Source organism: Shewanella aestuarii, from assembly GCF_014647215.1.
GTDB classification, from domain to species: domain Bacteria; phylum Pseudomonadota; class Gammaproteobacteria; order Enterobacterales; family Shewanellaceae; genus Shewanella; species Shewanella aestuarii.
This window is the reverse complement of sequence record NZ_BMOT01000009.1, coordinates 11,652-25,944: the sequence shown is the minus strand read 5'-3', so window position 1 is coordinate 25,944 and position 14,293 is coordinate 11,652. Positions and strand designations below refer to the sequence as shown.

Sequence of the window (14,293 nt, the reverse complement as noted above, 5' to 3'; positions counted from 1 at the left end):
TTTTGTCCAACTTGCAATGTAAAGTGATATTAAAACAAAGAAAATTAGACAATAGTTTGAAACAGTAAAAAAACCATATTGTTTCATAAGCTTAAATTAAACCTTTCAATTTAAATAAACCCAACAAACTCTACAACATTGGCTAAAAATAATTTCAAATATTTGTATTTTTACTGAATAATCTTGTAGATGACGATAATCTACACTTCAAAGTGAGTCACTGAATAAGGTTAACAATGGCAAATATCAATATTAAGGCCGTGATTTTTGATATGGATGGGGTATTAATTGATTCTGAACCCGCATGGCAAAAAGCCGAAATTGCGGTATTGAATCGTCTTGGGCTCAAACTCACATGCGAAGATGTAGAAAGTACAACAGGCTATCGTATTGATCAGGTTGTTGATTACTGGTATCAACGCTTCCCTTGGGCTAACTATAACAACGCCGAAACCGCGACCAAAATTGTTGAAGCGGTGGCGGAGCAAATAAGACTCAATGGCGAGCCGATGGAAGGGGTAATTGACGCCTTAAAAAATTGCCGTCAAAAAGGACTTAAAATTGGTTTAGCAACTTCATCTCCCTCACTCATTATTGATGCGGTATTAACACGACTCGGTATTAGTGAACATTTCGATGCTATTTGTTCTGCTGAGCATTTAGCATTGGGTAAACCTCACCCTGAAGTGTACTTAAATTGCGCTAAAAAATTAGCGGTTGATGCAGTGAATTGTTTGGCTATTGAAGACTCGTTTAATGGCTTGATTGCCGCGAGAGCTGCCAATATGCAAACCATCGCCATACCGGCACCCCAAGTGGCACACCAAACAAAATGGATTATTGGCCACCATCAAATCAGCCAGTTATCTGCGGTTGCCCCCATATTATCAGCCTACCTACAAGAGCATACTCTATAACTCTTGATTCTAGCTTGTTAACATTATCGGGTTAACGCAATCAAAAATGGCATCGTTTTACGATGCCATTTTTGGAGCCACTGAAGATGTTAGAAGTTTTTACCAACAAACAAGTAAATTGATTTATCCCCTGTATCTGTAAATCCAAAGCCTAGCGCTGCAGGGCCCCAAGAGGTATCGGTACCTAAATATAAACTACCTGAATAAATTAAGTCGTCTAAATCTACGACATCGCGGGTATACCACACATTACCCGCCTCGGCACTCACACCTAAATACAAGGGCAAATCAGTAACCAATACATCTCTGCCTAAATCATATTGATAAATAGCCGCGCCAAAGACTTTATGTGGGCCAGCTAAGGCATTTTTGTGAAAGCCCGATAAATTCAAGAACCCACCTAGGCTACTGAAATGCGCGGTAAACTTGTCATCACTTTCAACCGTCGCTAACGCCATTTTACCCACAACAGCATGGTTGCCTAATCGTAATGCACCTTTCCAATCTGCTTCAATTTGCAAGGTTTCATCGCTAAGGCTGCCTAAGGTAACTAAATCATTACTGTCATAGTCTTCATTTCGAAAATGCACCGTCAACGTTAATCGATTACCTTCGGTGGGGAAGCTGATGCTGTTTAAGGTATCATAAGCCACCTTAAAGTAAGCACCATAGGTGCTATAATCAAAATTGCCATTGAGCGCGACGCTGTTTGAGATGGTGCCTCGTTCGGTGATAAAACCTAATTCCACAATACCATAAGATGATAAATTAGCCCCAAGCCCTCCAATTAAACTCACATCTTCATTTTCTAACTCAAGAATACGTTCGTTTTTTTCGTAAATATCCCAATTTTTCAGCTCATATTCAAAACGTGTCAGAGCATAAAAGTCTTGGTCACGATCCAAGGGTTGGTAAAATTCGGTCGAGAAGCGTTTATTCAAACCTAGCTCAACTTCATTGCGCCACTCCCCACCATTGTCGGTTATATTCGTCAAGGTGTAGGCCAGGTTTAACGAAACGGATGAATCTAAACTAAAATCATCTTCCCAGTTAAAACCTGCATTAAAGTAATTCGGGCCCCAGCCTTTTGCCTTTGAAGTCACCGTTAAAATTCGGCCATCTTCCGAGTCGGTAAACTCTGCATCCACTCTTTCAAATTGATTTAATGCATAAACCCGTTGCAATGCAGCTTCCAGCTCATCTTTACTGACGACTTGACCTTCGCTAATGCCGAGGCGATCATGGATTAACTTGTCATTAATTGAAGATTGGTTATCTAATACAACTCTATAGACTGGCTGTTTTATCGGATCAACCCATGCGGTACGTTTCTGTTTTTTATTGCGCAAATAATCCTGATACGCTTCATCAGAAATGGATAATTTAGCCAGCTGTTCATATTTCAGCTGCGCGGCTTGTTCACCTATCACCAATGCTTGCGGCATAATACTGAAATCAGTTGTGCTTAAATTATCAATCCATGGACGGATTAAAATATCCTGTTCGGTTAATAATTTTTTTTGTTTTTCGGTACTGGCCTGCGTAAGAATCGTTGAAAGCTGTTCCAATACCGCAATGGTAGAATTAAGCTGGGTTTGACTCGCCAAGGGCGAACCTATGTCCACAGCAATAATGATATCGGCACCCATGGCCTTAACAACATCAATCGGCATATTGTTAGCAATACCGCCATCAACCAGTAACATCCCGTCAATCGATGCAGGCTGAAGAGCCCCCGGCACTGAAGCAGAGGCTTGCATAGATTGAACAATACTGCCTTTTGACAACACAACCGCTTCACTTGTGGCTAAATTGGTCGCCACCGCACGATAAGGAATGGCCAGATCATCAAAATCACCGAACTGCTCCACTAAGTCTGTTGAATGGCGTAATAGATAAGACATAGTTTGCCCTTGCAGCAAACCGCTAGGAGAGGTAATTGAACCCTCCTTGTAGCCAACATGCACAGGAATATTGTATTTGTCGCGCAACTGTTTATCACGAAATGAAAGGTTTTCACGCGGGATCGTATCAGAATACCCCTTATCCCACTCTCCCTTTAACATAATGGTTTCAATTTCGTCGGCGCTAAAACCTAACGCATACATACCAGCCACGTAAGCACCTATGCTGGTACCTGCAATATAATCGACAGGGATATTATTCGCTTCAAGCACCTGCAATACGCCAATGTGAGCCGCGCCTTTTGCTCCGCCACCACTCAGTACTAGGCCAATTGTAGGACGCTCTTTTAAAACAGTTGTTTTTTCATCGGCTGCAGTAGCTGAAATACTCACAAATGTAGCCATTAGCGTAATGCTAATGTAAATACGCCCTAAAAATAAACGATAAATCACCGACATGGCTGTTCCAGATATAATTAAAAACGCTCATATTCTAGCAAACTACGACTAACAATCGCTAATGTAATTATCAAATGAAATAGTCCGACTTTTTGTATCGATGCCCATAAAAATGTCCAGTTCATGCTTTGGCATAGGTTTCGCAAAATAATAGCCTTGCACAATGTAACATCCACGACTGAAAACTTGTTCCAACTGCTCGTGTGTTTCAATGCCTTCAGCGACGACTTTTAATTTCAGATTACGCGCTAACTCAATAATGCTCGATACAATGGCTTGATCAGCTTGATTATCAGCAATATAAATTAAAAACGACCTATCAATTTTTAATGTGTTGACCTCAAAAGTACGCAGATAAGCTAACGATGAATAACCTGTACCAAAATCATCTATTGCGACTTGGATCCCCAACAATTTCAGTTGAGTTAAATGTTGAGTGGCAACATGCAACTCTTTCATTAATACGCCTTCGGTAATCTCAAGGCATAATCTGGATGCTGGAAAACCTGTTTCAGCAAGAGTAGATTTCACCGATTCAATAAAGCTACTTTGCCTAAAATGGACAGCCGAAACATTAACTGACAAGGTAAATTCTTGCTGATAATGTTGATTCCATCTGGCACCATCTAGGCATGCTTGCTTAAGCACCCAGCAATCAATATCAATAATCAAACCACAAGACTCGGCAACTTTAATAAAAATATCAGGCCGCACATAGCCTTCAGTAGGATGCTTCCAGCGTAGCAATGCCTCCATACCAATAAAGCGATCATTATGCAGAATGTCAATTTGAGGCTGGTAATGAAGCTCGAACTCATTACGCTCAATGGCTTTACGTAAATCCGCTTCAAGCCGCAAGTGATATAAGGCCTCGGCATTACGTTCTTCTGAGTAATATTGAAAATTCCCCTTGCCTTCCTCTTTAGCATGATACATCGCAAGATCGGCATTTTTAATCAGTAACTCAGGGTCTTGGCAGTCTTCTGGCCAACAGCTAATTCCAATACTGGTAGAGATAAAAAACTCTCGGCCATATAACTTAAATGGCATTTCAATTTGCTTTAACAATTTTTCGGCAATGTGATTAATACAGTTACTGTCGTTAACATTACGCAATAAAATAACAAATTCATCACCGCCAAAACGGCACAACACGTGTTCTGGGCTTAAACTGGATTGTAAGCGGTTCGCCGCTTCAATCAGTAATGCATCTCCCATGCTGTGCCCGTAGGAATCGTTTACCGATTTAAAACGGTCTAAGTCTAAAAATAATAGTGCTAATTTTTCATCATTGCGGCAGGCATCTTCAATCACATGCTTTAAGTTAGCGACAAACTGAGCGCGATTGGCCAGCCCCGTCAGCGGATCATTATTGGCTAAACGTTGCAATTTTAGTTCATTCAATTTTCGCTCGGTCATATCCGAAAACACCACCACATAATGCAATGCAGCGCTTTCTGAACCTAACATTTTTGAAATATTTAGCCATACAGGACAGGCTTGATGACTTTGGCAGAGCAGCTCTCGCTCTCCACTCCAAAAAGTCGCTTTGGAGAATAATTTATCGATATTTAATGGCACTTGGCTAGAGACCACAATATTAGAAAATAACTGATTTGATAGTGCCTCCTTATCGGTTGCCAGAATACGTCTTGCGGCAAGGTTACTAATTATAATCCGCTTGTCGGCATCTAATATCAGCATGCCTTCTGAAGTATTTTCAAACGCTTCTGCTAATAAATTGATTTCACTTTCAAGTTCTCTCTGCACGGTAACATCAGAGTAAATTCCAGCGGCACGAATCAACCTTCCAGTGGTAGGATGCAAATATATCGCCCGCCCTTTTACCCTTAACCAGCGCCATTTTCCTGATTCATGCAAATAGCGATATTCCACATCAATCATGTCTGAATGAGATTTTAAAAAACGCACCCAAACTTGAGTCACCCTTTCAAGGTCATCTGGGTGTATAGGGACTTTATCTAACGTTGAAATAATTCTTGTTTTTCCACCCAGCAAGCCGCCACGGTTATCTAGCATCAACATTTTAGAGTCGTCACGCCATTCCCATAAATCAGAATCACTGCCCCTTAATGCTTGCGACAGGCGATCATCACTTTCAATTAAGTCCTGATTCAACTTTTTGAAACGCATCACTTGTCGCTGACGATATAAAGATAAGAAAAAAGCAAAAAATAACACACTGAAGATCAGCGCACCTTTAAAATATTGAGACTGCCACCAATATTCCTCTACTTTGAAAGAGAAACTAAAGGGATATTTTGACCATAGATTTTGACTTTTATAATGTAATTCTAAGGTGTAATCCCCCCCCGTGATACCCGATATATTGATTTGTGATTTGCCCTCTAACAATACAAATCCAGAGGGTGGAGCACCTTGTTTTAACAATCGATATTTCAAACTCATCGGGCTTTCATCTAGGTAGTCTAAATTAGATATTTGAAAACTAATTAAACTGGCTTCAGGTTTTACCGTTTTAAGCTGTGCAGGCACTAAAAATAAATCGGTGCGATCACTGTAATAAATTGAAACCGATTCAAGAAAAGCCTCATTATTTGCAATTCGGTTGGTTAATAATCGAGGTTCGATTAACATTGCACCATTGGGAGTACCTAAAAACAGGCCTTTTTCTGGTTGGACAAAAACCGCAGACTCATTAAATTCATTAGAAATAAAACCATCATAGTGGGTATATGATGATGGACTTTGACTACGTTTATTGAATTTGATAATTGATCGGTAACATCCTACGAGGAAATCATCGGGCGTATTTTTAAGAAAAAGTACCACCCCACATTCAATATTCCAGCGCTCATTTAGATTAGTTACCTCTGCGGTAATCGTATTGAGCTCTAGTAGCCCCTGCTGATGTGTGCCGATCCAAAACACATTAGGACTAACTTCTATTATATGTGCCACATCAAGTGGCTTACCTTGATAAATGGCTTTGTCTTTAATTGAAATAAATTGATTGGCAGCATTCAAATAACCGAGCTCTTTTTTACCGCCTAACCATAAACGTTGTTGGCCATCTCGTGTTATCGCATTAAAAGGTGGATGATTAAAACCCATTTCAAACCGTTGAATATCTACCGCGCCCTTTTGCCAATAATAAAGGCCTTTATTGGTTAAAAACCAAATTCTGCCGAGGATAACGGGATCGAGGTAATTGAACATAATAACGGCATCACGCAAAGAGGTCGTTCCACCACTCCAAACATGAAAATCAGTCACCACATTGGTCAGTTTATTGATGACAAACAAGCCCATGGTAGTTGAGAGCACTAAGTGGTGATTGTCTAATTCACTAATTTGATAAACGCTGTCATTTAAATCAAAACCCTCGAGTAAAATTAACTCAGATTGTTTTGAGAGCATATCGACAATTTCAAGCCCGCCTTCGGTGCCTAACCAAACCTTATTGTCTTGTTCGTAAATCGACCACACCATTTGATGACTTAATTGGTAAGCGGATGATTGTGTGAAAGTATCCAATAAAAATTCTGGCGATGTTGCACCTAGCGCTAAGCCATAACCTGAACCACCAACCCAAATCAAACCATTAGTATCAATTGCCAACGCATGAATATAATTAATATTAGCTGCCGATTTCAACGATTCTCGATAACTGATCGTTTGGTTAGTTTCTACGTTCCAAGATAATAGTCCTGAGCGAGTTCCTAACCACAACACACCATGGTTATCCTCAACGACTTTTTCGATAAAGTACGACTTACCTGTAACCGAGGTGATTTCTCGCAGCTGTAAATCTACGTTAAATAAACCTTTCGAGGTAAATAACCATACGCGCTGCTTAGAATCTTGTATTAACCCTATGATGGTTCCTCGAGATCTATGCCACCCTAAGTCGACCACATCATTATTGGCTAAATGCAATTCCGCTTTATGAGTCGAGGTATAAATTCTATCCTGATTTTGCAGAATCAGTTGCCCCGTCCAAATCAAATCTGAAGCTAAGTCTCCAGAGGGATGAACAGACAACAGCATAGAGGCAATATCAAACTGGTACCTTTGGCCATTGGTGGTCAGGATTTCAAATTGGGATTGCTCATTCGCAATTATGGTCGCGACTTTGAGGCTATTTTGAGTTTCTGGATGAAATAGCTCTGTAAATTGATGCTCCCGTAAACTGTATAAATATAATGCGACCCGAGACTTAATCAGCAAATATTCATCGGCAACGGGGACCACTGAATACAGCATTTCATCTTCTAACACCGAACTGCTATCAGCGTTATCAATTCGTCGAATTGAACTGTTACTGACTCGATAAAGCCCTTGCTCTGTAGCCAGCCAAGCAAAGCCATAACTGTCAAAACTAATATCATGAATTGTACTGTTGGCTAAACCATCTTTGGCGTTAAATACACGCTGAACAAAGTCTTCCCCCGCTACCGGCATTGATAGCATAAGCAAAGTTATTTGCATGATGATAAGCGCTAAAAATCTTGACATTCGATTACTGTAACTCCTATCAGTCGCTTTTATTATTAGGGATTTAATCGTTAAGTTATCTGAGTTTAAGGATTATTCAACATCAACAACATACCTTTAAGCTTAATGCCAATATAGCATCACCTGCTAAGTGTAGACCAAAAAAAAGCGCCCATTAGGGCGCTTCCTTGCAAAGTGTTACAAGTGTTAATTACTTCTTCTTAACCGCTTTAGGGTTAGGTAAATCAGTAATTGAACCTTCATAAATTTCAGCGGCTAAGCCTACTGATTCATGTAAAGTTGGGTGAGCATGAATCGTTAATGCTAAATCTTCCGCATCACAACCCATTTCAATTGCTAGGCCAATTTCACCTAATAATTCACCACCGTTAACACCAACAATAGCACCACCGATCACGCGGTGAGTTTCTTTGTCGAAAATTAACTTGGTCATACCTTCGCTACAATCAGATGCGATTGCACGGCCACTTGCAGCCCATGGGAAAGTTGCTGTTTCGTATGCAATACCTTGCTCTTTAGCTTCTTTCTCAGTTAAACCAACCCAAGCGACTTCAGGTGCTGTGTAGGCAATTGAAGGGATAACTTTTGGATCGAAGAAATGCTTAAGACCAGAGATAACTTCAGCAGCAACATGGCCTTCATGCACACCTTTGTGAGCCAACATTGGTTGACCAACGATATCACCGATAGCAAAAATGTGCGGTACGTTAGTACGCATTTGCTTGTCGACATTGATAAAGCCACGCTCATCAACGTTTACGCCTGCTTTTTCAGCAGCAAGTGACTTACCATTTGGTGAGCGACCAATTGCAACCAATACAGCGTCATAACGAACAGGTTCTGTTGGCGCTTTCTTGCCTTCCATGGTGACATAAATGCCATCATCTTTAGCTTCAACGGCTGTCACTTTAGTTTCAAGGATCAGGTTAAACTTCTTCTTGATTTGTTTAGTGAATACACGAACAACGTCTTTATCGGCAGCAGGAATGACCTGGTCGAACATTTCTACTACGTCAATTTCGCTACCTAGAGATGAGTAAACCGTACCCATTTCTAGTCCGATGATGCCACCGCCCATCACTAAAAGCTTGCCTGGCACTTCTTTTAATTCTAATGCGTCAGTCGAATCCCAAATACGTGGATCTTCATGAGGAATGAAAGGCAGTTTAATTGGACGCGAACCCGCAGCAATAATAGCGTGTTCAAATTGAACGACTTTAACACTACCGTCTTCCGCTTTAACTTCTAGCGTGTTTGGACCTGTAAAAGTACCAAAGCCATTAACCACATCAACTTTACGCATTTTAGACATTCCGCCTAATCCGCCAGTTAACTGACCAATCACTTTCTCTTTAAAGCCACGTAATTTGTCTAAGTCGATTTTTGGCTCGCCAAAAGAAACACCATGATCTTCAACCATTTTGGCTTCTTCAATCACTTTTGCTACGTGTAATAATGCTTTTGAAGGAATACAACCTACGTTCAAACAAACACCACCCAGGGTGCTAAAACGTTCAACGATGATGGTGTCCAAGCCTAAATCAGCTGCACGGAATGCTGCTGAATAACCTGCTGGGCCTGCTCCTAATACAACTACCTGAGTTTTGATTTCGTTACTCATCTTTTCCTCTATTCTTTTCCGTGTTGGCGGCAAATCCGTCTCAACAATCAATGTGGCCAGATCATGTTAGCTGGCCGCATTTTACCCTTTGTTTGATGTTGATCACAATCAAACATTAGTGATAAAGACCGACATAAAAAAGGCCACTCAATTAGAGCGGCCAAATTTGTTTACAGAATCATGGTACGGATGTCAGATAAAATACCTGACAAGGTTACGCTAAAGCGGGCTGCCATTGCACCGTCAATTACACGGTGATCATATGATAATGATAATGGCAACATTAACTTAGGCTCAAACTCTTTACCATTCCACTTAGGTTTAATTTCAGATTTTGATACACCTAAAATGGCCACATCTGGGTAATTTACGATTGGAGTAAACGCTGTACCGCCAATACCGCCCAAACTTGAAATGGTAAAACAACTGCCTTGCATGTCAGCAGCTTTTAGCTTGCCGTCACGTGCACGGATAGAAATATCAGTTAGCTCGCGCGATAATTCTACAATGCCTTTTTTATCTACATCACGTACAACCGGTACCATCAAGCCATTTGGGGTATCAACTGCCACACCAATATGGAAGTACTTCTTCTGAATCAATGATTCACCATCAGCACTTAAACTTGAGTTAAACACTGGAAACTCTGCCAATGTTTTTGCTACCGCTTTCATCATGAAGACTAAAGGAGTAATTTTGTAATCCGCTTTTTTCTTCGCTGCAACATCATTTTGTTGCTTACGGAAGGCTTCTAACTCAGTGATATCAGCTTCGTCAAATTGCGTCACGTGTGGGATAGTAACCCAGTTGCGATGTAAATTTGGACCCGATATTTTCTGAATACGGCTTAATGGCACTTCTTCCACTTCACCAAACTTACTGAAGTCGACTTTTGGTGCCGCAATTACGTTCAAGCCACCTGCGCCACCCGCTACCGCAGTAGCTGCCGTCGCTTTAGGACGAGAAAGCTCATACTTAATAAAGGCTTGTACGTCTTCTTTTAGAATACGTCCTTTACGGCCGCTACCTTTAACCAAGGTTAAATCGGCACCAAACTCACGCGCTAAACGACGCACTGCTGGTGACGCATGTACTACCCCACCTGATGCGGTAACCGCAGCACTTGGATGATGCGGTACTGGTGGTGTAGAAGGACGACTAGCTGGCATCGGCGCAACAGGCGCTGAAACACTTGCTGGCTCAGCAACTGGCGCGGCAGCAACAGGTGCTGACGAAGTAGTTTCAATCGTAGCAATTAAGCTACCTTGAGACACTTTATCGCCCACTTTAATCGTTAAAGAGACTAGCTTACCAGCAAAAGGAGCCGGTACTTCCATAGTCGCTTTATCTGTTTCTAAAGTGATTAAACCTTGGTCTTTAGTCACTTCGTCGCCAACAACAACAAGCACTTCAATGATATCAACATCACTTGCATCGCCAATATCAGGCACATGAATCTCTTGTACCTGGCTTGTGGCCTGCGCAACCGGAGCGGCTTGGGCAACAGGCGCTGCCGCCTGTGGTGCTGAGGCAGCTGGAGCTGAACCTGCTACTTCTAACAGGATAACTAACGAGCCTTCAGATACTTTATCGCCTAAAGCAACTTTCACTTCTTTTACCACACCCGCTTTCGGAGATGGCACATCCATGGTGGCTTTATCGGTTTCTAGCGTAATTAAGCCAGTATCAACGTCAATGGTATCGCCTACCGCAACAAGTACCTCGATGATAGATACATCAGTATCCCCACCGATATCAGGTACTTTCACTTCAATCACTTGTGCAGCGCCGCCAGTATTAGCCGCAACCGCTACAGGGGCGACTGGAGCCGGTGCAGCCGCCTGTGCCACTGGCGCAGGTGCTTTTGCAGGCTCAGCTGAAGGGGCAGCGGCTTCGCCAGCTGCAGACATTAAGGCAATTAATGTCCCTTCTGATACGGTATCACCCACAGCAATTTTCAATTCTGCTAAGGTGCCAGCAAAAGGTGCTGGAATATCCATGGTCGCTTTATCGCTTTCAACCGTAATAATCGATGCTTCTTTTTCAAGAAAATCACCCACTGCCGCACAAATTTCAATAACTTGTACTGCATCAGTATCGATATTAGGAACCAAAATTTCTTTTAAATCAGCCATTCCAAATTCCTCTTACGCGAACTGTGGGTTGATCTTGTCAGCATCGATGCCATAGTCTTTGATGGCTTTAGTCAGCACATCAACAGGCATTTCGTTGCGTTCAACAAGTGATTTCAACGCCGCAATAACAATGAACTTAGCATCCACTTCAAAGTGATGACGTAAGTTAGCGCGGCTATCACTACGACCAAAACCATCAGTACCCAGTACTTTATAGTCAGTCGGAATGTAAGCACGTAATTGCTCACCGTATATTTTCATATAGTCAGTGGCCACAATGGCTGGAGCATCCGTTGATAACACTTGGCTGATATACGCTTTCTTAGGCTCAGACGTTGGGTGTAGCATGTTCCAACGCTCTACCGCTTGACCATCACGAGTTAGCTCGTTAAAGCTGGTTACGCTGAATACATCTGCACTTACCCCGAAGTCTTTCGCAAGGGCTTGCGCCGCTTTACGTACTTCTTCAAGAATAGTGCCACAGCCCATAAGCTGTACTTTACCTTTACCACTTCCGGCAACGGTTTCAAGCTTATAGATACCTTTAACGATACCTTCTTCAGCACCTTCTGGCATTTCAGGCTGAACATAGTTTTCGTTCATGGTGGTTAGGTAGTAGAACACATCTTCCTGATCTTCACCGTACATACGACGAATACCATCCTGCACCACAACAGCAATTTCATAACCGTAAGTTGGGTCGTAAGACACACAGTTAGGGATAGTGTTAGCAAGAATATGGCTGTGGCCATCTTGATGCTGTAAACCTTCACCGTTCAATGTTGTACGGCCAGATGTTCCACCCACTAAGAAACCACGTGCGCGCATATCACCTGCGGCCCATGCCATGTCTCCAATACGTTGGAAACCAAACATTGAGTAGTAAATGTAGAAAGGAATTGTTGGCATGTCGTTAACTGAATAACTGGTTGCTGCAGCAACCCAAGATGACATAGCGCCTAATTCGTTAATCCCTTCTTGTAAAACCTGACCGGTTTTATCTTCACGGTAATACGCCACTTGATCAGAATCTTGTGGAATATATTTTTGGCCTTCATGGGCATAAATACCCACTTGACGGAATAATCCTTCCATACCAAAAGTACGTGCTTCATCAGGAATAATTGGCACAATACGCTTACCGATTTGCTTATCTTTCAATAGCGCAGTCAGTACACGTACAAATGACATAGTAGATGAAATTTCGCGACCGTTTGAACCTTTAATGACCGCATCAAAAATCTTTAATGATGGTACTTCAAGCTCTTCAGTGAATTTTTCACGACGTTGTGGTAAGTAGCCTTTTAATGCTTCACGACGTTCATTCAGATACTTCACTTCTTCTGAGTCAGGGCCAGGATGATAGAAAGGAATTTCTTCTAATTTGTCATCAGGGATAGGAATATTAAAACGATCACGGAAGTAACGGATTGCATCTGCGTCCATCTTCTTCACGTTATGGGCAATGTTCTTACCTTCGCCAGCATCACCTAAACCATAACCTTTAACGGTTTTAGCTAAAATAACGGTTGGGCGACCTTTGGTTTTTTGTGCATGATCTAATGCAGCATACATTTTAACTGGATCATGACCACCACGGTTTAAGCGCCAAATGTCATCATCAGACATGTTAGCGACCATAGCGGCAGTTTCTGGGTACTTACCAAAGAAATGCTCACGCGTATACGCGCCGCCTTTGGCTTTACAGTTTTGGTATTCACCGTCTACGGTTTCTTCCATTAACTGTAATAATTTACCGCTCGTATCACGAGCCAATAATGGATCCCAGTAACGACCCCAAATCACTTTAACCACTTCCCAGCCTGCGCCGCGGAACTCGCCTTCTAGCTCTTGAATGATCTTGCCGTTACCACGAACAGGACCATCAAGACGCTGTAGGTTACAGTTAATGATAAATACTAAGTTGTCTAACTCTTCACGCGCAGCTAAACCAATCGCACCTAATGCTTCTGGCTCATCACATTCACCGTCACCTAAGAAACAGTAAACCGTTTGCTCTGAACAATCTTTCAAGCCACGGTCAGTTAAGTACTTTAAGTAACGTGCTTGATAAATCGCTTGAATAGGACCTAAACCCATAGATACCGTAGGGAACTGCCAGTAATTAGGCATTAACTTAGGATGCGGGTATGAAGATAAGCCTTTCCCATCAACTTCTTGACGGAAGTTGTTCATTTGCTCTTCAGTGATACGTCCTTCTAAGAATGAACGCGAGTAAATACCTGGTGCAATATGACCTTGGAAATACACTAAATCGCCACCGTCTTTTTCATTTGGCGCACGGAAAAAGTGGTTAAAACACACATCATAAATCGTGGCACTAGAGGCGAAACTTGAGATATGACCACCTAGTTCTAAGTCTTTCTTAGAACCACGTAATACCATAGCTAAAGCATTCCAACGGATAATGGCGCGAATACGGTGCTCCATCTCCTGGTTGCCTGGCATGTTAGGCTCTTGCCCTGCAGGAATGGTATTAAGGTAAGCGGTTGTCGCATCATACGGTAAATGAGTACCGTTACGACGGGCTTTATCAATCAGTTTCTCTAATAAAAAATGTGCACGTTCAGGCCCTTCTTGCTCTAATACAGCTTGTAAGGCATCAACCCATTCTTGGGTTTCTGATGGGTCTAAATCGAGTAGCATATCTTCAGACATCTCGCAGTCCTTCTCTATATACGGGGTTATATTTCGGCTTATGCTGCTTGTTGACACAGCAAGGGTATAATCTCATTG

6 protein-coding genes are annotated in these 14,293 nt (G+C 41.9%); 1 reads left to right on the top strand and 5 read right to left on the bottom strand.

Annotated elements, in window-relative coordinates; all coding sequences use genetic code 11:
* Positions 1-236: 236 nt before the first annotated feature.
* Positions 237-917, top strand: a complete 681-nt coding sequence (hxpB, locus tag IEY03_RS13205) for a hexitol phosphatase HxpB (protein ID WP_188842467.1) — start codon at positions 237-239, stop codon at positions 915-917.
* 89 nt (positions 918-1,006) lie between these two features.
* On the opposite strand, the gene IEY03_RS13200 is transcribed toward hxpB, so the two are convergent.
* The 5 genes from IEY03_RS13200 to aceE form a co-directional block, all read right to left on the bottom strand.
* Positions 1,007-3,226 (bottom strand): patatin-like phospholipase family protein, encoded by a 2,220-nt coding sequence (locus tag IEY03_RS13200; RefSeq protein WP_188842690.1) that lies wholly within the window; start codon positions 3,224-3,226, stop codon positions 1,007-1,009.
* Between the two features lie 102 nt (positions 3,227-3,328).
* Positions 3,329-7,780 carry an EAL domain-containing protein gene (locus IEY03_RS13195; RefSeq protein WP_229778331.1) on the bottom strand — a complete coding sequence of 1,484 codons (4,452 nt, stop codon included), beginning with the start codon at positions 7,778-7,780 and terminating at the stop codon, positions 3,329-3,331.
* Positions 7,781-7,970: 190 nt separating this feature from the next.
* Positions 7,971-9,401: a dihydrolipoyl dehydrogenase gene (lpdA, locus tag IEY03_RS13190; RefSeq protein WP_188842465.1), complete on the bottom strand. Its 1,431-nt coding sequence runs from the start codon at positions 9,399-9,401 to the stop codon at positions 7,971-7,973.
* Between the two features lie 170 nt (positions 9,402-9,571).
* Positions 9,572-11,536: a dihydrolipoyllysine-residue acetyltransferase gene (gene aceF, locus IEY03_RS13185; protein ID WP_188842463.1), complete on the bottom strand. Its 1,965-nt coding sequence runs from the start codon at positions 11,534-11,536 to the stop codon at positions 9,572-9,574.
* Between the two features lie 12 nt (positions 11,537-11,548).
* Positions 11,549-14,215, bottom strand: a complete 2,667-nt coding sequence (aceE, locus tag IEY03_RS13180) for a pyruvate dehydrogenase (acetyl-transferring), homodimeric type (protein ID WP_188842461.1) — start codon at positions 14,213-14,215, stop codon at positions 11,549-11,551.
* Between the last annotated feature and the right edge of the window lie 78 nt (positions 14,216-14,293).

What these genes read in the sequence shown, in the direction of transcription:
- hxpB (WP_188842467.1), top strand. Translation starts at nt 237, where the DNA reads ATGGCAAATATCAATATTAAGGCCGTGATTTTTGATATGGATGGGGTA.
- IEY03_RS13200 (WP_188842690.1), bottom strand. Translation starts at nt 3,226, where the DNA reads ATGGCTACATTTGTGAGTATTTCAGCTACTGCAGCCGATGAAAAAACA.
- IEY03_RS13195 (WP_229778331.1), bottom strand. Translation starts at nt 7,780, where the DNA reads ATGTCAAGATTTTTAGCGCTTATCATCATGCAAATAACTTTGCTTATG.
- lpdA (WP_188842465.1), bottom strand. Translation starts at nt 9,401, where the DNA reads ATGAGTAACGAAATCAAAACTCAGGTAGTTGTATTAGGAGCAGGCCCA.
- aceF (WP_188842463.1), bottom strand. Translation starts at nt 11,536, where the DNA reads ATGGCTGATTTAAAAGAAATTTTGGTTCCTAATATCGATACTGATGCA.
- aceE (WP_188842461.1), bottom strand. Translation starts at nt 14,215, where the DNA reads ATGTCTGAAGATATGCTACTCGATTTAGACCCATCAGAAACCCAAGAA.